The 17,828-nt window shown below is 65.6% G+C and carries 17 protein-coding genes; 12 read left to right on the forward strand and 5 right to left on the reverse strand.

The genetic code is table 11. From position 1 onward, the window contains the following. Positions 1-81: 81 nt before the first annotated feature. The 7 genes from AC2FNA_RS04175 to selD are packed head-to-tail and all read left to right on the forward strand — an operon-like array spanning position 82 to position 8,217. A complete protein-coding gene (locus AC2FNA_RS04175; protein ID WP_496824704.1) occupies positions 82-2,991 on the forward strand; it encodes a monovalent cation/H+ antiporter subunit A in 2,910 nt (969 codons plus the stop codon). Position 2,992: 1 nt separating this feature from the next. Continuing rightward, entirely contained in the window at positions 2,993-3,352 is a 360-nt protein-coding gene (locus AC2FNA_RS04180) for a Na+/H+ antiporter subunit C (protein ID WP_234138862.1), read from the forward strand. Next, positions 3,349-4,896 carry a monovalent cation/H+ antiporter subunit D gene (locus AC2FNA_RS04185; protein WP_496824706.1) on the forward strand — a complete coding sequence of 516 codons (1,548 nt, stop codon included), beginning with the start codon at positions 3,349-3,351 and terminating at the stop codon, positions 4,894-4,896. Before AC2FNA_RS04180 ends, AC2FNA_RS04185 begins: the two co-directional genes overlap by 4 nt. Beyond that, on the forward strand, positions 4,893-5,390 hold the full coding sequence (locus AC2FNA_RS04190; protein ID WP_496824707.1) for a Na+/H+ antiporter subunit E: 498 nt from the start codon (positions 4,893-4,895) through the stop codon (positions 5,388-5,390). Before AC2FNA_RS04185 ends, AC2FNA_RS04190 begins: the two co-directional genes overlap by 4 nt. Continuing rightward, positions 5,387-5,659 carry a K+/H+ antiporter subunit F gene (locus AC2FNA_RS04195; protein ID WP_235776030.1) on the forward strand — a complete coding sequence of 91 codons (273 nt, stop codon included), beginning with the start codon at positions 5,387-5,389 and terminating at the stop codon, positions 5,657-5,659. Before AC2FNA_RS04190 ends, AC2FNA_RS04195 begins: the two co-directional genes overlap by 4 nt. A gap of 7 nt (positions 5,660-5,666) precedes the next feature. Beyond that, positions 5,667-6,053 carry a Na+/H+ antiporter subunit G gene (locus tag AC2FNA_RS04200; protein WP_496824709.1) on the forward strand — a complete coding sequence of 129 codons (387 nt, stop codon included), beginning with the start codon at positions 5,667-5,669 and terminating at the stop codon, positions 6,051-6,053. Positions 6,054-6,057: 4 nt separating this feature from the next. Continuing rightward, a complete protein-coding gene (gene selD, locus AC2FNA_RS04205) occupies positions 6,058-8,217 on the forward strand; it encodes a selenide, water dikinase SelD (protein WP_496824710.1) in 2,160 nt (719 codons plus the stop codon). Positions 8,218-8,373: 156 nt separating this feature from the next. Here selD and mnmH read toward each other — a convergent pair whose 3' ends face one another. From mnmH to AC2FNA_RS04220, 3 genes are read right to left on the reverse strand one after another with little or no spacing between them, the layout of a single operon-like run. Continuing rightward, the gene (mnmH, locus tag AC2FNA_RS04210) at positions 8,374-9,426 is read right to left on the reverse strand and encodes a tRNA 2-selenouridine(34) synthase MnmH (RefSeq protein WP_496824711.1); all 1,053 of its coding nucleotides are present in this window, start codon (positions 9,424-9,426) and stop codon (positions 8,374-8,376) included. Positions 9,427-9,463: 37 nt separating this feature from the next. Further along, complete coding sequence (locus AC2FNA_RS04215) at positions 9,464-10,129, reverse strand: SOS response-associated peptidase (protein WP_496824712.1); 666 nt, start codon at positions 10,127-10,129, stop codon at positions 9,464-9,466. Positions 10,130-10,138: 9 nt separating this feature from the next. Next, positions 10,139-10,768 carry a glutathione S-transferase family protein gene (locus tag AC2FNA_RS04220; protein WP_496824714.1) on the reverse strand — a complete coding sequence of 210 codons (630 nt, stop codon included), beginning with the start codon at positions 10,766-10,768 and terminating at the stop codon, positions 10,139-10,141. A gap of 141 nt (positions 10,769-10,909) precedes the next feature. On the opposite strand from AC2FNA_RS04220, the gene AC2FNA_RS04225 reads away from it, so the two are divergent. Next, positions 10,910-12,646 (forward strand): sulfotransferase family protein, encoded by a 1,737-nt coding sequence (locus tag AC2FNA_RS04225; protein ID WP_496824716.1) that lies wholly within the window; start codon positions 10,910-10,912, stop codon positions 12,644-12,646. A 15-nt stretch (positions 12,647-12,661) separates the two neighbouring features. Here the strand turns inward: AC2FNA_RS04225 and AC2FNA_RS04230 are convergent, their stop codons facing one another. Continuing rightward, positions 12,662-14,236, reverse strand: coding sequence for a bifunctional metallophosphatase/5'-nucleotidase (locus tag AC2FNA_RS04230; protein WP_496824718.1), 1,575 nt, complete (start codon positions 14,234-14,236; stop codon positions 12,662-12,664). Between the two features lie 116 nt (positions 14,237-14,352). Here AC2FNA_RS04230 and AC2FNA_RS04235 point away from each other — a divergent pair, with 116 nt between their 5' ends. Genes AC2FNA_RS04235 through arsC form a run of 4 tightly spaced genes read left to right on the forward strand, consistent with a single transcriptional unit; the run spans position 14,353 to position 16,515 of the window. Further along, positions 14,353-14,691 (forward strand): DUF952 domain-containing protein, encoded by a 339-nt coding sequence (locus tag AC2FNA_RS04235; RefSeq protein WP_496824719.1) that lies wholly within the window; start codon positions 14,353-14,355, stop codon positions 14,689-14,691. Then, entirely contained in the window at positions 14,688-15,119 is a 432-nt protein-coding gene (locus AC2FNA_RS04240) for a DUF1330 domain-containing protein (RefSeq protein WP_496824720.1), read from the forward strand. The genes AC2FNA_RS04235 and AC2FNA_RS04240 overlap by 4 nt, the downstream gene beginning before the upstream one ends. Next, positions 15,116-16,174, forward strand: coding sequence for a quinone-dependent dihydroorotate dehydrogenase (locus AC2FNA_RS04245; RefSeq protein WP_496824722.1), 1,059 nt, complete (start codon positions 15,116-15,118; stop codon positions 16,172-16,174). Before AC2FNA_RS04240 ends, AC2FNA_RS04245 begins: the two co-directional genes overlap by 4 nt. Next, on the forward strand, positions 16,171-16,515 hold the full coding sequence (gene arsC, locus AC2FNA_RS04250; protein ID WP_496824724.1) for an arsenate reductase (glutaredoxin): 345 nt from the start codon (positions 16,171-16,173) through the stop codon (positions 16,513-16,515). Before AC2FNA_RS04245 ends, arsC begins: the two co-directional genes overlap by 4 nt. Here arsC and AC2FNA_RS04255 read toward each other — a convergent pair. Next, entirely contained in the window at positions 16,499-17,824 is a 1,326-nt protein-coding gene (locus tag AC2FNA_RS04255) for an MATE family efflux transporter (RefSeq protein WP_496824726.1), read from the reverse strand. The two genes, arsC and AC2FNA_RS04255, sit on opposite strands and share 17 nt — an antisense overlap. Positions 17,825-17,828 lie beyond the last annotated feature (4 nt).

The raw sequence follows: 17,828 nt of genomic DNA on the forward strand, positions 1-17,828 counted from the left end.
GCATCCTTGCAATACCGGCCAAGGACATAAATTATCGCTGCAAAGCGGAAACAAGAATAACCAGCAGCGGAGTAATCGACGGTGTCCCTTTTCCTCATCGCCGCCCTACCCTTTCTCGGGGCAATCTTCCCTGCCCTGCTGATCCGGGCGGGACGCAACGCTTCGGCTTCGGCGGCGGGATTGACCAGCTTTCTGGCCTTCACCGGTCTGATGATCCATGCCCCGACCGTGTTGTCGGGCGGAGTGGTTACGGCAAGGTTCGACTGGCTGCCCGGTCTGGGTCTGAACGCCAATTTCATGCTGGACGGTCTGGGATTCCTGTTTGCAACGCTGATCCTGGGGATTGGCATGCTGATCATCCTATATGCCCGGTTCTATCTGTCGCGGCATGATCCGATGGGGCAGTTCTATACCTATCTGCTGCTGTTTCAGGGCGCGATGGTGGGCATCGTCCTGTCCGACAACATCCTGCTTTTGCTGGTATTCTGGGAGCTGACCTCGCTCAGTTCCTTCCTGCTGATCGGCTATTGGAAGCACCTGCCCGAAGGCCGCCAGGGGGCGCGCATGGCGCTCGCGGTGACCGGGTCGGGCGGGTTGGCGATGATCGCGGGCATGCTGATCCTGGGCCATATCGCCGGGTCCTATGACCTGAGCGTGATCCTGCAACACAAGGAGGCGATCCAAGCCTCGCCGCTGTACCTGCCGGCACTGATCCTGATCCTTTTGGGCTGTTTCACCAAATCGGCGCAGTTCCCGTTCCATTTCTGGCTGCCGCACGCGATGGCGGCGCCGACGCCGGTATCGGCCTATCTGCACTCGGCCACCATGGTGAAGGCGGGGCTGTTCCTGATGGCGCGCATGTGGCCGGTGCTGGCGGGCACGCCCGAGTGGTTCTATATCGTGGCCACCACCGGGTTGGTTACCATGGTGGTGGGCGCGGTCATCGCGCTGTTCAAGGATGATCTGAAGGCGCTGCTGGCGTTTTCCACGGTCAGCCATCTGGGGCTGATCACCATGCTGCTGGGCTTTGGCACCAAGGTTGCGGCAGTTGCGGCGGTGTTCCACATCATCAACCACGCCACGTTCAAGGCCGCCCTGTTCATGAGCGCCGGGATCATCGACCACGAAACCGGCACCCGCGACATCAAGCTGTTGGGCGGTTTGCGCCGGTTGATGCCAATTACCTTTGGCATCGCGCTGATCGCCGCCCTGTCGATGGCGGGGATACCACCGCTGAACGGGTTCCTCAGCAAGGAGATGATGCTGGAAGAGACGTTCCACACCGTTTGGCTGGACAGTCATGTGGTGGTGCCGGCGCTGGCGGTTTTCGCGGCACTTTTCTCGGCGGCCTATTCCTTTCGCTATATCGCGCATGTGTTCCTGGGGCCCGAGCGCGAAAGCTATCCGCAGAACCCGCATGATCCCGGTCCGGGCCTGTGGCTGTCGCCCGCCCTGCTGGTGGTGCTGGTGGTGATCATCGGCCTGAACTCCGCCACCGTGGCGGGGCCGCTGATCAAGGCCGCCGCCGGGGCGGTGATCGGCGGCGAGTTGCCCTATTTCAAGCTCAAGCTCTGGCATGGGTTCACGCCCGCGCTCTACATGTCCATCGTGGCGGTGCTGGGCGGCCTGCTGTTGCTGGCACTGCACCGGCATCTTGAACGGTTCTGGAACGCCCTGCCCCGGCCCGAGGCAAAGGTCATCTTTGACGCGGTGATCGAGGCGCTGACCGCGCTGTCGAACCGGGTGACCGACGGGCTGCACAACGGTGTGATCAGCCGCTATGCGGCCATCATGGTCACCTTTACCGTGGGCATCGGCTATTACGCCTATGCCAGCGGCAACATCGGCGCACCGACCCGAGTGCCGCTACCCGCACCGATCCTGCCGATCATCGGCTGGGTCTGTCTGGTGGGAGCAACGCTTGCGATCATGTGGTTCCACCGAAACCGGCTGCTGTCGCTGGTGCTGATCGGGGTCGTCGGCCTGATCGTGTCGATGGCGTTCAACTATCTCTCGGCCCCCGACCTGGCACTGACCCAGATCTCGGTCGAGGTGGTGACGATGATCCTGCTGCTGCTCTCGCTGAACTTCATGCCGACGGAAACGCCGGTGGACAGCACCAATGGGCGCAAGTTGCGCGATGCGGCGATCTCGATCGTGGCGGGTATCGGCGCGGGCGGGCTGATCTATGCGCTGATGCTGCGCGATTTCGCCTTTCCGACGATCTCCGAGTTCCACCTGGCCAATTCCTACAAGGGCGGCGGCGGCACCAATGTGGTTAACGTGATCCTGGTGGATTTCCGGGGCTTTGATACCTTTGGCGAGATCATCGTGCTGGGCATCGCCGCACTGGTGATCTTTGCCCTGACCGAAAGCGTGCTGGCCACCAAGGTGCGGGCCTATCTGCTCAATCGCAAGCCGCATTGGCCGCAATCGGGCGACGCGCATCCGCTGATGATGGTGGTGGTGACGCGTGTGATGATGCCGATCGCGCTGATGGTGGGGGCCTATATCTTCTTCCGGGGCCACAACCAGCCGGGCGGCGGTTTCATCGCCGGTCTGGTGGTCGCCATCGCATTCTTGATGCAATACATGGCCAGCGGCTTTACCTGGGCGGCCGAGCGGCAGCGGTTCTATTACCACGCCACCATCGGCTGGGGCGTGCTGATCGCGGCGGCCACCGGTCTGGGCGCCTGGTTCAACGACATGCCCTTCCTGACCAGCGATTTCGGCTATCTGCACTGGCCCCCTCTGGAGGAGTTCGAATGGGCCACCGCGATGCTGTTTGACACCGGCGTGTTCCTGGCGGTTCTGGGCGCGGTGATGCTGACGCTGGAAAGCCTGTCGCGCTTTGCCTGGCAGCCGGGAATGACACAGGAGTTCCCGATGGATATCAACCCCGCGCGCGAGGCGCTGCGCCAGTTCGTCGAGGAGACCAAGCAGAAGATGGCCGAACAGGGAAAGACCATAGACACGGAAAAGGGGGCCTGAGATGGAAGCGCTTCTTGCATCCGCCGTGGGCGTTCTGACCGCCGCCGGCATTTTCCTGATCCTGCGCCGGCGCACCTTTCCGGTGATCCTGGGCCTGTCGCTGCTGACCTATGCGGTCAACGCCTTCCTCTTCGCCACCGGGCGGCTGGCGCTGAACGCGCCGCCGGTGCTGAACAAGTACAAGGAGGTCGCCTATACCGATCCGCTGCCGCAGGCGCTGGTGTTGACGGCCATCGTGATCTCGTTCGGGATGACGGCGGTGATCGTGATGATCGCGCTCAGCGCCTATCTGTCGTCGCGCGATGACCGGATCGACATGAGCGCGCAGGACAGTGTCGACGCGGCGGGAGAGGACGCATGAACCACTGGATCATTGCCCCGATCGTGCTGCCCGCGCTGCTGGCGCCCTTCATCATCATGGTGCTGCGCTATCACCTTGATTTGCAGCGCATCTTTTCGGTTGCAGGCACCGTCGGCCTCGTCGGCATCGCGCTGACGCTGACCGCGCAGGCCTCGGGCGGCGCGGTGCAGGTCTATGAGCTGGGCAACTGGCCCGCGCCCTTTGGCATCGTGCTGGTGCTCGACCGGATGTCGGCGCTGTTCGTGCTGCTGACATCTCTGCTGGCACTGGTCGTGGTGCTTTATGCGATGGGATCGGGCTGGGACAAGCGCGGGCGGCATTTCCACCCTCTGTTCCAGTTCCAGCTGATGGGGGTCTGCGGCGCCTTTCTGACCGGCGACGCCTTCAACCTGTTTGTGTTCTTCGAGGTGCTGCTGATCGCCTCTTACGGACTGATGACCCATGGCGGCGGCGCGGTGCGGCTCAAGGCCGGGGTGCAATATGTCACCTATAACCTGCTCGGCTCGACCCTGTTCCTGTTCGCGCTCGGCACGCTTTATGCGGTGACCGGCACGCTGAACATGGCCGATCTGGCGGTGCGGGTGGCCGAGCTGCCACCCGAGGATACCGCCCTGCTGCGCGTGGGGGCTGTCCTGCTGCTCCTGGTGTTCTGCATCAAGGCCGCGGTGCTGCCGCTGCATTTCTGGCTGCCGGCAAGCTATGCCAATGCGCCGCTGCCGGTGGCGGCGTTGTTTGCGATCATGACCAAGGTCGGCGCCTATGCCATCCTGCGCATGTATACGCTGGTCTTTGGCCCCGACCTGGCGATTGCCGAGGGGCTGGCGGGTGCTTGGCTGCTGCCCGCCGCTCTGGTCACGCTTGCGGTGGGCGCCATTGGTATCCTGGGCACCCAGCATATCGCTCGACTGGCGGCCTTTGGCGCCATCGCCTCGATGGGCACGTTGTTGATCGCGGTCTCGCTGTTCACCCCGCAGGCCACGGCGGCGGCGCTGTATTACGCGGTGCATTCGACCCTGGCGGCCGCGCTGCTGTTCCTGGTCGCCGATCTGGTGATGGAGCGTCAGGGCGGGCGCATTGACGGCATGCCGCCGATGGCGCAATCCGGCCTGATCGCGGTGCTGTTCTTTATCGGTTCGATCGCGCTGGCCGGGATGCCACCACTGTCGGGCTTCGTCGGCAAGCTGCTGGTGATGGACGCCGCGCGCGATGCGGGAGATTTCGCCGCGATCTGGGCGGTGATCCTGATCAGCTCGTTCATCACCATCGTCGGGCTGGCACGAGCGGGGTCGCTGATCTTCTGGCAAAGCCATGACGAGCGCCACAACACCGAGCCGGACCCGGAAAACGAGGATGAGGTGATCAACCTGCCCGCACCCGAGCCGATGCCCGGTCTGACCTATTCCGCCGTGTTCGGCCTGGTTGCCGGACTGGCGGCGGTCACCCTCTTTGCCGGACCGATGATGGACTATACCCGCGCCACCGCGGAACAGCTTTACGCGCCGCAGGGTTACATCGACGCCGTGCTGACGGGAGATGAAGAATGAAACTCTTGCGCCGCATCTTTCCACACCCGCATCTGACCCTGCTGTTGACGCTGGTCTGGGTGCTGCTGGCCAACGCGCCCTCGCTCAACTCGGTGCTGTTCGGGCTGATTCTGGGGATCGTGATCCCCTTCATCACCCAGCCCTACTGGCCGGACCGACCCAAGCTGCGCAACTGGCCGATGGTGGTGGAATATATTCTGGTCGTGCTGTGGGATATCGTGGTGGCCAATGTCACCGTGGCCAGCATCATCCTGTTCAAGCGCGACGCAGACCGCAAACCGGCCTGGATCTCGATCCCGCTGGAACTGCGCAGCCCCGAGGCGATCACCGTGCTCGCAGGCACCATCACCATGACCCCCGGCACCGTCAGCTGCGACCTGTCCGAGCGCGGCCTGAACCTGCTGGTGCATTGCCTGGACGCGCCCGACCCGGAGGCAGTGCGCGACGAGATCAAGCAGCGCTATGAACGCCGCCTGAAGGAGATTTTCGAATGATCCTGACCTATGCGATCTATTTCACCTTTGCCTGTTTCGGCGCGGCGATCATGATGTGCCTGTGGCGGATCATCACCGCCGACGGGGTCGGTACACGGGTGCTGGCGCTGGATACGATGGTTATCAACACCATCGCGCTGATGATCCTCTATGGCCTGGCCATCGGCAGCGAGATCTTCTTCGAGGCGGCCATGATCATCGCCATGCTGGGTTTTGTTTCAACCGTGGCCTATGCGCGCTTCATGCTGCGCGGCAATATCATCGAGTGAGGGCAGCATGGAACAATTCTGGGAAATCGCCATCGCCTTCTTCCTGATCGTGTCAGGGGTGTTCGGCTTTGTCGGCTCGTTCGGGATGATCAAACTCAAGGACCCGATGTCGCGCCTGCACGCGCCGACCAAGGCGACCACGTTGGGGGTGGGCGGGGTCCTGATCGCCTCGATCCTGCATTCTCTGACGCTCGAGGATCACATCTCGCTGCATGAATTGCTGATCACGCTGTTTCTGTTCCTGACGGCGCCGGTCACGGCGCTGTTCATTGCAAAATGGCACATTCACCGGCATGAAACGCCCGAGACCCTGCCGCCCACCGGCGGGGACGGCAAATGGGCCACCCATGCGGTCGCGCCCGACGACGACACACCAGAGCATACGGCCAACTGACATCATGCACATACCACCCCTGCCCCGCACCCGTGACCTGGTACTGATCGGCGGGGGGCACACCCATGCGCTGGTGCTGCGCAAATGGGGGATGCTACCACTGGCCGGCACACGGGTGACAGTGATCAACCCCGGCCCCACCGCGCCTTATTCGGGCATGCTGCCCGGTTTCGTCGCCGGCCACTATGACCGCGCGGCGCTGGATATCGACCTGGTGCAACTGGCGCGCTTCGCTGGCGCGCGGGTGGTGCTGGGCGCGGTCGAGGGGATCGACCTCGACCGGCGCGAGATCCATGTGCCGGACCGCCCGCCGGTCGGCTTTGACGTCGCCTCGGTCAATGTCGGCATCACCTCGGCCATGCCCGAGATGGAGGGCTTTGCCGATCACGCGATCCCGGCCAAGCCGCTGGGGCCCTTCGCTGCCCGCTGGGCCGCCTATCTTGCGGGCGAGGGCCCGGCGCGGGTGGCGGTGATCGGTGGCGGCGTCGCCGGGGCCGAACTGGTGATGGCCATGGCCCACGCCCTGCGCAGCCGGGGCCGCGCGGGTCAGGTGACATTGATCGACCGCGCGCGCGTACTGGCGGGCCTCGGCCCCCGCGCCGCCGCGCGGGTCCGCCAGGCGATGGTCGGTCTGGGCGTGACTCTGGTCGAGGGGGTCGAGATCGCCCGGATCACCGCCGAAGCGATCGAACTGGGCGATGGCCGCCAGATTGAGGCCGATTTCATCACCGGCGCTGCGGGCGCGCACGCCTATCCCTGGCTGGCCGAAACCGGGCTCGACACCCACGAAGGTTTCATCTCCGTCGATGCTTGCCTGCGCTCCAGCGACCCGGCAGTCTTTGCCGCCGGAGATTGCGCTCATCTTACCAACACGCCGCGCCCCAAGGCCGGGGTCTATGCCGTGCGCGAGGCGCCGGTCCTTTATGACAATCTGCGCGCAGCACTTGGCGCCGGGCATCCGCGCCCCTATCGCCCGCAGTCCGATTACCTCAAGCTGATCTCGCTGGGTGGCAAATCCGCCCTGGCCGAGAAATGGGGGCGCGTGTTTGCCGGCCCCGCAATGTGGCGCTGGAAGGACCGGATCGACCGGACCTTCATGGATCGGTTCCGGGACCTGCCGCAGATGGGCCAACCCGCCCTGCCCGAGCTTCACAGCGCCGGGCTGAACGAGGCGTTGGGGGACAAGCCGCTTTGCGGCGGCTGCGGCGCCAAGGTGGGGCGCGCCGCCCTGCGCGCGGCGCTGGCACCGCTGCCGGGCATGGTGCGCGACGACGTGACCCCGCTGCCCGGGGATGACGCGGCGCTGCTGACGACCGGCGGTGTCCGGCAGGCGATGACCTCGGACCACCTGCGCGCCCTGGTCGAGGATCCGGTGCTGATGACCCGCATCGCCGCACATCACGCGCTGGGCGATATCTGGGCCATGGGCGCGGCGCCGCAGGCGGCCACCGCCACGGTGATCCTGCCGCGCCTGTCACCCGAGCTGCAACAGCGCAGCCTGGCCGAGATCATGGCCGCCGCAACCGAGGTGATGCGCGCCGCCGGGGCCGAGATTGTCGGCGGCCACAGCTCGGTCGGGGACGAGCTGACCATCGGCTTCACCCTGACCGGCCTGTGCACCCAAGCGCCGATCACGCTGGGCGGCGGGCAGCCCGGCGACGTGCTGATCCTGACCAAACCACTGGGCAGCGGTGTGCTGATGGCGGCCGAGATGGCGGGGCGCGCGCCGGGCGCAGACGTGGCCGCCGCCTATGCCCTGATGACCATGGATCAGGGCCCCGCCGCCCGCATCCTGGGCGCCGCCCATGCGATGACCGATGTGACCGGCTTCGGCCTTGCCGGGCACCTGCACGGGCTGTGTGAGGCCTCGGGCACCGGGGCGGAGCTTGACCTTGCGGCGGTGCCCCTGATGACCGGCGCGCTGTCGCTGTCCGAGGCGGGTTACCGCTCGTCGATATTCGGCGAAAACCGGATGCTGGTACCGGAATTGCCCGCCACCGGCGCGGCGGCGCTGCTCTTTGACCCACAAACCGCGGGCGGCCTGCTGGCCGCTATCGCGCCCGATCAGGCCGAAGCCTGCCTCGCGGCGTTGATCCAAACATGCTACCCCGCCGCCCGGATCGGGACACTCACCGAAAAGCCCGGCCTGCGCCTCGCCCGCTGACGGGGGGCCAGCCCCCCGCCGCCCGTTGCGGGCGACTCCCCCCGGAGTATTTCCAACCAGAAAGAAGCAGCAGAGGCTCAGCCCTTCATTTCGCCCCAAATACTCCGGGGGAGTCGCGGCCCGCCGCGACGGGGGCAGCGCCCCCACTTGCAGCAGTCAGAGGTTATCCAGCGCTGCGGCCACCTGTTCCGCCAGCGCCGCAATGCCTGCATCGTCGAGTGTGTCAGACCGCAGACACGCCGCAACCTGCACCGCATGGCTGGCGCGGGATTTGCGATAGGCCGGGTCGTAATGCTGCTCCATCAGGGCGCGAGTGACCCCGTGTTTGTCACATGCCGCGACCAGGGCCAGCCAGCCCTCGACCACCGCATGCCCCCGGTGATAGCGCAGCGGGTCGAGCCGGGCGGTCAGGGTCTCGGCATCCGACAGGATATCGTCATAGGCGGCGGTGAGATAGGCGGTGCGGGCGGCAACCGGGGCCTCGATCTCGATCCGGGGCGCGGCGCAGAGCGCGGCCCAAAGGCTGGGCGGCAGGATCCGTTCGCCAATCTTGGAGCTTTCCGCCTCGACCACCACCGGGCGCGCTGGGTCGAGCCTGCACAGCGCCGCCGCCAGCGCCGATTCGAACGCCTTCTGCCCAGGTTGGCCGCCGGGACGCGCCCCCAGCAGCGAACCGCGATGATTGGCCAGCCCTTCGAGGTCCAGCATCTGGACGCCCAGCGCCGGCAGCCGGGCCAGGATTTCGGTCTTGGCGGTGCCGGTGAACCCATCAAGCGCCACCAGCCTGTGCGGCAGCGGATCGTCGTAGAGGTACCGGTTCACCAGTCGGCGATAGCTGCGGTACCCGCCCGCCACCACCTCGGCCCGCCAGCCGATCTGTTGCAACATCCAGGTGAACGAGCCGGACCGCTGCCCGCCACGCCAGCAATAGACCAGTGGTCTCCAGTTGCCCTCGTGATGGGACAGGCTCTGCTCCACATGGGTCGCGGCGTTGCGGAACACCAGCGCCGCGCCCAGCTTGCGCGCCAGAAACGGGCTTTGCTGCTTGTAGATGGTACCGACGCGGGCGCGTTCTTCGTTATCCAGCACCGGCAGGTTGATCGCGCCGGGCAGGTGATCCTCGGCAAATTCCGCCGGGCTGCGAACGTCGATGACGGCGTCATAGCCATGCGCATAGAGCTGCGGGAGCGTGGTGAATTCAAGAGCCATGCGCGCGGTGTAGCGCCCTTTGCGAACGGGCGAAAGATCACCCGTCGAAGGGTTCGATCAAATCCGGCCCACTGGCGCGGTTCGAATTCACCGCCGGGTCGACGCGGTGATAGTCCAGCACCTCCTCGGCGCCGGGATGCATCAGCCGGGCAGCGCCATGGCCCGCCTCCCCCAGCCAGAGCGGCCAGTCTTCGGTTTCCAGGATCAGCGGCATCCGGTGATGCAGCTTACCCAGATGATTGTTGGCGGCGGTGGTGACGATGGCGCAGGTGGGCTGGCGCGCGCCCTCGGGTCCCCAGTCCTGCCAGATCCCGGCAAAGGCGATCGGCGCACCGTCGCGGCGATGGATGTACCAGGGCAGGCGCACGTCTCCGCTCGGTCGCGTCCATTCATAGAATCCCGTGGCCGGGATCAGGCAGCGTCGCTGGCGGCAGGCGGCACGAAAGGCAGGTTTCTCGGCCAGCGTCTCGGCCCGGGCGTTGATCAGCAGCGGGCCATCGGTTTCGGTCTTGTACCAGTGCGGCAGGAAGCCCCAGCGCATCGCCAACAGGTGTCGCCCGCCCGGCCCCGCCCGCACCACATGCACCGGGTTGGTCGGGCAGATATTGTAGTTCGGCACCGATGGCAGGTCATTGGCCGGCTGCGCCTGAAACAGGCGCGCCATGGCGTCGCTGGGCAGGGTATTGGCGATCCGTCCGCACATGGCGGCAGGTTACGAGGCCGCCTGCACCTTGGCCAGCACCTCTTGCACCTGAGCCTCGGCGATCTGCCAGGCCGGCAGTGCTTCGACCGCAGCGATCCAGCGGTGGATATTGGCAAAGCCGTCCAGCGGATACTGGCACTGATCGCGCAGGCTGAGGATGCAGGCGACCGAGATGTCGGCCAGCGTTACCCCGCCGCCAACCAGCCAGTCGCACCCGGCCAGATGCGTATCGAGAACGGCCCCGTATCTGGCGGTCTGCGTGGTGGCGGCTTCCAGATCGGCATCCATCTGGCCAAAGATATGGTGGCTGATAAACGGCGAGAGCGCAGGCGTCCAATGCGCAGTCTCCCAGTACTGCCAGCGCAGGATATCATAGCGGATCTCGGATTTCGGCCAAAGCGCGGTTTCCGTCTCGGCACAGAGCCGGGCCATGATGGCGTTCGATTCCCAAAGCGTGCTGCCGTCATCAGATTCCAGCACCGGCACCTTGGCATTTGGGTTGAGGGCAACAAATCCCGGGACGTGCTGTTCACCAGTGGCGAGATTGACCATCTCGAGCGGCAGATTCAGGCCAAGGTGAGCGTTGACCACAAGCACCTTGCGAGAGTTCGGGGACGGAGGAAAGACATGCAATTTCATGGGGCACCCTTTATTTAACTATTACGTTAATTATATGATCTTCCCGCCCTGCGTCAACCCGCGTGTCCAAGGCCGCGGCGGTTGCGGCCCCGCGCCTTGCACCCTAAACCTGTGCTCATCTTGTAACGGAGACAGTTTAAGGTGCAGAACGACATCTCTCAGGCACAGCGCGCCGTCCAGGGCGGCGACTTCCGCACCGCTCAACGACTGGCCCGCAAGGGGTTGAAAGCCGACAAGACACATCCCGGCTGGATGAACATCGCCGGGATCGCCGAATGCGGCCTGGGCCGGCACAAGGCCGGACTGCCGCATTTCCAGCTGGCGTTGAAGCTTGCCCCCGATTTCCACGACGCCCGGCGGAACCTGGCACAAACGCTGGTGCTGTTGGGCCGCACGGACGAGGCCGACATGCATCTGCGGCGGCTGACCGATGCGAACCCGCAGGACGCTGGGGCCTGGGCGCTGCTGGCGCAGGTTGGAATGGCACGGGGCGATGACGTGGCAGCGAAAGCTGCGGTGGACCGGGTCATCGCGCTGTTTCCGGGGCAGGCGCGCGGGTATCTGCTGCGGGCACGGCTGTTGGTACAAACAGGTGACGAGGCGGGGGTACTGGCCGATCTCGAACGCGCGGCAGAGCTGGAACCAGGCAATGTCGAGGCGCTGATTGCGCTGTCGCTGCCGCTGGCGCGTGCCGACCGGCCGGAAGCGGCGCGTGCGGCGGCAGAGCAGGCGGTGGCACTGGCCCCGGACCATGTTCCGGCACGGCTGGCGCTGGCGATGCGGCTGGTGGAGCAGGGTCAGACCGAGGCCGCCAAGGAACAGTACCGGGCGGTGCTGGAGATTACGCCGGGACAACCTGAGGCGTTGGAGCAACTGGCGCAGATCAATTCAGGTGCGGAAAACGCCGCTTTGATCCCACAGGCGCTGGCGGCGCTGAAGGCCGCCGATGACAGCGGCCCGGCCAAGGGGCAGTTGCATTTCGCGTTGGCCCGGATCGCCGCGCAAGCGGAAGACGAGGACGGGTTTGCCAAACACCTGACCCGTGCCAATGCCACGATGGCACGGCTGATGCCCTATGACGCCGGGGCCGACACGCGGCTGAGCGAGGCGCTGATGGCGCGGTTTGAACCGGGCGCGGACTATGACGGACCGGGCGACGGTGTGGCGCCGGTCTATGTGCTGGGCCTGCCGCGATCCGGCACCTCTCTGACCGAGGCGATGCTGGGAGCGCATCCGGCGGTACATCCATTGGGCGAGCGCATCGCGCCGGGTCGGCTGCTGGCCCCCTTGATCAACGGCAGCCTGCCATTCGATGATCAGGCCCGCGCGACCTTCCGCCAAGGTGAGGCCGAGAGCCTGCCCGCCCTGCCCGAGGGCACCCGGTTCTATACCGACAAGATGCCCGAGAACTATCGGCTGGTGGGGTTCCTGCTGACGGCGCGGGCGGATGCGCGGGTGATCCACCTGCGGCGCGACCCGCGCGATGTGGCGCTGTCGCTGTGGCAGGCGCATCTGGCAGGCTCGGCGCTGAACTATGCCTATGACTTGAGCGCCATGGCGCATCGATTTAACCTTTATGCCCGGATGATGGCGCATTGGCATGCCGTGTTCCCGGGCCGCATTCTGGATCTGGCTTACGAGGATCTGGTGGCGGATGTGGAGGGCGCCAGCCACCGGCTGGCCGCACATCTGGGTCTGGACTGGGTGCCCGAGATGGCGCGACCCGATCAGGCGGCAGGCCAGGTGCTGACACTCAGCGCCAGCCAGTTGCGCCAGCCGGTGCATATGCGCTCGGTCGGCAAATGGCGCAAGCATGAGGCCATGCTTGCGCCCTTCATCGCGGGGCTCGACCCCCGGCTCTGGCCCGAATTGGGCTAGGTCGGGGTCTGCCGCTTACTTCTTGGTGATCCGCCCGTCCACATAGGGTTGATAAGGCGCATTGGCGGCAAGATACTCTGCTGTCACATCTGCAAGATCGGGCCCGTAGTCATAGGCGTTCTTGTCATCGCCCGAGAACATGGCATAGCCGTCGCCACCATTGCGGACATAGTTGTTGGTCACCACCAGATAGGTCCCTGCCGGGTCAAGCGGTACATACCCGTCCTCGCTGGCCACCATAACCTCGACAACGCGACTGCCCGGCGCCTGGGCACCGTCCCAGGTAAACGTGATGCCCGAGACCTGCGGGAAGCGTCCCGCGCCCTCTTCAACCTGGCTGACACCATTTTCCAGCGCCTCGACGATGAGGGCCCCGGAGGCCTCGAAGGTCGCCAGCGTATTCTGGAACGGCAGCACGGTCAGCACCTCGCCCATGGTCACGTCGCCCGCGTCGATCGATGCGCGCAGGCCGCCCGAATTGGCGATGGCGATGGTGACACCCTGATCGGCGACGCGCTCCAGCATGGCGTCAGTGACCAGATTGCCCATCTGGCATTCCTGCACCCGACAGACATCGCGGCTGCCTTCGATGGGGGCTGCGGCGTTTGCGACGACCTTGTTGCGGATCTCTTCGAGCGGCACGGCCAGTTCCTGGATGCGTGCGACGGTGGCGGCGTCCTCGGATACGGCGGCGTCCATGATCAGCGGCTCGCCCACCGCCTCGGTGACGTTTCCGGCGTCATCAAAGGTGACGTTCAGCTCGCCAAGGAACTTGCCATAGGCATAGGCCTGAACGATCTGCACCCCGTTGACCACGGTGGGATAGGGGCCCGAGGCCTTGTCCGAGACATTGGACAGGTAGGTGTTCGAATGCCCGCCCACGATCACATCGACACCACTTGTTTCCGCCGCGACGCGCTGGTCGGTGCCATACCCCGAATGGCTGAGCACGATGATCTTGTTCACGCCCTCGGCGGTCAGCCGGTCGACCTCGGCCTGCACGGCAGGCACCGGGTCCGAGAACGAAATATTCGGGCCGGGGCTGGCCAGTTCATGGGTATCCTCGGGCGTCAGGCCGATAAGGCCGATCTTTTCACCACCCTTCTCGATCACCGTCGACTTCAACAGCTTGGTGGCCAGCAGTTCCTCGCCGCTGAAATCGGCATTGGACATCAGGACCGGAAAGCTTACCGCATCCATGAAACCGCGCAGCACCTCGGGGCCGTCGTCGAATTCGTGGTTGCCCACGGTCATCGCGTCATAGCCGAGCTTGTTCATGAACTCGGCCGCAACCTTGCCCTTGTAATAGGTATAGAACAGCGTGCCCTGGAACTGGTCGCCGCCATCTACCAAGATTGCGTTTCCGGCTCGCGCGCGCGCGGCCTCGATCGCGGTGACCAGACGGGCGGTGCCACCGAAACACTTGCCTTCGGCATTGTCTTCGGCCCCGCAGCCGCTGTCATACTTGCTGATCGGCTCGAACCGGGCGTGGAAATCATTGGTGTGCAGAATGGTCAGCTTGTACTCGGCGGCGGCCATGCCCGCGGTCAGGCCCAGCGCCGCGACCGAAGTCAGAAAACGGGTGATCATCGAATTGCTCCCTGTTGTTATTGCGCGCGATGGTGCGCGCGGAATTGAGCGGAGTCAAAGGTCTCGTGAGGGAAATCGCGCTTGATTCCTCTCCCTGCCCAAGGCATCACCGGGCCATGCTGATCTACAAGATTTTTCGCGCCGACGAATGGGCGGCGCTGGAGCGTGACGGCCAGAGTGCCGGGGCGCCGGTGGACCTGGCCGACGGGTTCGTGCATTTCTCGACCGCCCAGCAGGCGGCGGAAACGGCGGCGAAACATTTCGCCGGGGCCGAGGGGCTGGTTCTGCTGGCCTGCGAGGCGGACGCCATGGACGATGCGCTGAAATGGGAAGTGTCGCGCGGCGGCGCGCTGTTTCCGCATCTTTACCGCGAATTGCGGCTCTCGGATGTGGTCTGGTCGCAGCCGCTGCCGCTGGTGGATGGAGTGCATCAGTTCCCGCAGGAGATGACATGACAGGCTATATCGACCCCGACCGCGCCCAGTTCGAGGCCTTCAAGGTGCTGGATCGCGACCACCCGATCGAGATGCTGAACCTGGTGAAGTTCCGCGACCACGCCGCCTATCCCGAGGGCCATGCGCTGGCCGGTGCCGGGCTGAGCGGGGCCGAGGCCTATCGCAATTATGGCCGCGAGACTGCGCCGATCATCGCGCGGCTGGGCGCCTCGATCGTCTGGCGCGGCGCATTCCAGTCCGTGTTGATCGGCCCCGGCGACGAGGTCTGGGACGAGATGTTCATCGCCCGCTATCCCAGCGGACATGCGTTTCTGGAGATGGTGACCGATCCCGCCTATCGTCAGGCGGTGGTCCACCGGCAGGCGGCGGTCGCAACCTCGCGCCTGATCCGCACCAAACCCGGCATAGGGGGCACAAGCTTCGGATGAAGATGATCGAGAGATTGGGGCTGGCGGCCCTGCACCGGATGGACCCAGAAACCGCGCACGGGCTGTCGATCAAGGCGCTGAAGGCGGGGCTGGTGCCCCTGCCCGGCCCGGTCACCTCACCCCGTTTACGCACCCGTGTAGCGGGGCTGGACCTGCCCAACCCGGTGGGGCTGGCGGCTGGATTCGACAAGAATGCCGAGGCGCTGGCACCGCTTTCGCGCGCAGGCTTCGGGTTTGTCGAGGTGGGGGCGGCCACGCCGCGCCCGCAGCCGGGCAACCCGCGCCCGCGCCTGTTCCGCCTGACCGAGGATCGCGCCGCGATCAACCGGTTCGGATTCAACAACCAGGGGATGGAGGCGATTGCCGCGCGGCTTGCCAAACGCCCTAGCGATGCGGTGATTGGCCTCAACCTGGGGGCCAACAAGGACAGCACCGACCGGCCCGGCGATTTCGCCCGCGTGCTGGCGCATTGCGCCGCGCATCTGGATTTCGCGACGGTCAACGTCAGCTCTCCCAACACCGAGAAGCTGCGCGACCTGCAAGGGCGCGCGGCGCTGACGGCGCTGCTTTCCGGCGTGATCGAGACGCGCGATGCGCTGGCGCGACCGATCCCGGTGTTCCTGAAGATCGCGCCGGACCTCAGCGAAGACGAGGTCGCCGATATCGCCGCCGTTGCGCGGGATACGCGCGTGGATGCGGTGATTGCCACCAACACCACCCTGTCGCGCGAGGGGCTACACAGCGCCCACAAGGATGAGGCGGGCGGGCTGTCGGGCGCGCCGCTGTTTGACAAATCGACCCGCGTTCTGGCGCGGCTGTCGGCGCTGACCGATGGGGCGATCCCGCTGATCGGCGTGGGCGGCATCAGCAATGCCGAACAGGCCTATGCCAAGATCCGCGCCGGCGCGTCGGCGGTGCAGTTCTATACCGCCATGGTCTATGGCGGTCTGGCGCTGGCGAGTGAGATCGCGCAGGGGCTTGATGCGCTTTTGGCGAGGGACGGCTTCGCCTCGGTCGCCGAGGCGGTGGGAACCGGAAGAAAGGACTGGCTGTGATCGAATACTGGCACAATCCGCGTTGTTCCAAGTCGCGGCAGGGTCTGGCGCTGTTCGAAGAGCGCGGCGCCGAGATCGAGCTGCGCCGCTATCTGGAGGATGCGCCCAGCCTTGAGGAGCTGCGCGCCACCCAGGCGGCGCTGGGGGTTGCGGCCATCGACATGATGCGCACCGGCGAGGCGCGGTTCAAGGAACTGGGCCTCAAAAAGAGCGACCCCGACGCGGTGCTGCTGGCCGCCATGGCGGAAAACCCGGTGCTGATCGAACGCCCGCTGGCGATCAAGGGCGACCGGGCGGTGATCGGGCGGCCGCCCGAGGATATGCTCAGCCTGCTGGACTGACCGCCGCGCGCTCCAGCGCCGGATAGCGAAGGCCCAGCGTGATGCCGCGCGCGATGAAGGAAATCGTCAGCGCCATCCACAGGCCGTGATTGCCGTAGGGCTCGATCAGCAGCCAGACCGCGGCAAAATAGATCGCCGCCGAGAGTGCCATCATGTTGCGCATGTCGGCCGAGCGGGTGGCGCCGATGAAGATGCCATCGAACATCACCAGCGCCAGGATCAGAAGCGGCGCCGCCACCATCCACGCCAGATAGCCGCGCGCCGCCAGTTGCACCGCCGGATCCTTGGTCATCACGTCGATCAGCCAGGGGCCAAGCGCCCAGAACACCACCGCCAGCAACAGTGCCAGCACCAGTCCCCAGAGGCTGGTCATCCACGCCGCGCGCCTGAGCCGGGCCACGGCTCCGGCGCCAAAGGCCTGACCCACCAAAGATTCGGCGGCAAAGGCAAAGCCGTCGAGAGCATAGCCGGTGATATGCACGAATTGCAGCAGCACTTGGTTGGCCGCCAGTGTCACATCTCCGAACCGCCCGCCAAGCAGCAGGAAGCTGACAAAGATCGCCTGGAGCAGCATCGAGCGGATCAGGATATCGGTATTGACCACCGCCATGCGGCGCAGACGGGCGGCCTCGAACACTCGCGCCCAGTCGCGCCAGCGCGGGTTCAGAAAGGCATCGCGGCAGAGCCAGAGGCCAAAGGCGAGCCCGGTCCACTCGGCCAGAAAGGTGGCAAAGGCAACCCCGTTGACGCCCCAGCCGAGGCCAAGCACGAACCACAGGTCCAGCCCCATGTTGAGCCCGTTCATCCACAGTTGCAGCACCAGCACCGCGCGGGTGCGCTCCAGCGCGATCAGCCAGCCGGTGATGCCGTAGATGGCGATGGCGGCAGGCGCCGACCAGATGCGGATGGACATGTAGCCACGCGCCAGCGTCTCGACCTCGGCGCTGGCCGGGCTGACGGCCAAGGCGCCCCAGTAGATCGGCAATTGCAGCAGAATGAGCACAATGCCGCCCGCCACACCGATCATCAGCGAGCGGGTCAGCAGGGCAGCAACCTCGCCCTCTTGCCCTGCCCCATGGGCCTGCGCAGTCAGCCCGGCGGTGCCCATGCGCAGAAAGCCGAAGATCCAGTAGATCGCCGACAGGATGATCGCGCCGACGCCAACGGCGGCGATGGGCGCGGCCTGAGGGATCTGCCCCACCACGGCGGTATCCACCGCGCCAAGGATCGGCACGGTCATGTTGGCCAGCATGATCGGAACGGCGATCTTCAGAACCCGCTGATGCGTGATCGGGGCCGCGTCGGACATGTAC

Source organism: Ruegeria sp. YKSD163, from assembly GCF_059612905.1.

Coding starts and splice junctions, on each gene's coding strand:
- AC2FNA_RS04215 (WP_496824712.1), bottom strand. CDS start 10,129: ATGTGCGGACGGATCGCCAATACCCTGCCCAGCGACGCCATGGCGCGC.
- AC2FNA_RS04180 (WP_234138862.1), top strand. CDS start 2,993: ATGGAAGCGCTTCTTGCATCCGCCGTGGGCGTTCTGACCGCCGCCGGC.
- AC2FNA_RS04220 (WP_496824714.1), bottom strand. CDS start 10,768: ATGAAATTGCATGTCTTTCCTCCGTCCCCGAACTCTCGCAAGGTGCTT.
- AC2FNA_RS04245 (WP_496824722.1), top strand. CDS start 15,116: ATGAAGATGATCGAGAGATTGGGGCTGGCGGCCCTGCACCGGATGGAC.
- mnmH (WP_496824711.1), bottom strand. CDS start 9,426: ATGGCTCTTGAATTCACCACGCTCCCGCAGCTCTATGCGCATGGCTAT.
- AC2FNA_RS04235 (WP_496824719.1), top strand. CDS start 14,353: ATGCTGATCTACAAGATTTTTCGCGCCGACGAATGGGCGGCGCTGGAG.
- AC2FNA_RS04240 (WP_496824720.1), top strand. CDS start 14,688: ATGACAGGCTATATCGACCCCGACCGCGCCCAGTTCGAGGCCTTCAAG.
- AC2FNA_RS04200 (WP_496824709.1), top strand. CDS start 5,667: ATGGAACAATTCTGGGAAATCGCCATCGCCTTCTTCCTGATCGTGTCA.
- AC2FNA_RS04230 (WP_496824718.1), bottom strand. CDS start 14,236: ATGATCACCCGTTTTCTGACTTCGGTCGCGGCGCTGGGCCTGACCGCG.
- AC2FNA_RS04190 (WP_496824707.1), top strand. CDS start 4,893: ATGAAACTCTTGCGCCGCATCTTTCCACACCCGCATCTGACCCTGCTG.
- AC2FNA_RS04185 (WP_496824706.1), top strand. CDS start 3,349: ATGAACCACTGGATCATTGCCCCGATCGTGCTGCCCGCGCTGCTGGCG.
- AC2FNA_RS04195 (WP_235776030.1), top strand. CDS start 5,387: ATGATCCTGACCTATGCGATCTATTTCACCTTTGCCTGTTTCGGCGCG.
- AC2FNA_RS04255 (WP_496824726.1), bottom strand. CDS start 17,824: ATGTCCGACGCGGCCCCGATCACGCATCAGCGGGTTCTGAAGATCGCC.
- selD (WP_496824710.1), top strand. CDS start 6,058: ATGCACATACCACCCCTGCCCCGCACCCGTGACCTGGTACTGATCGGC.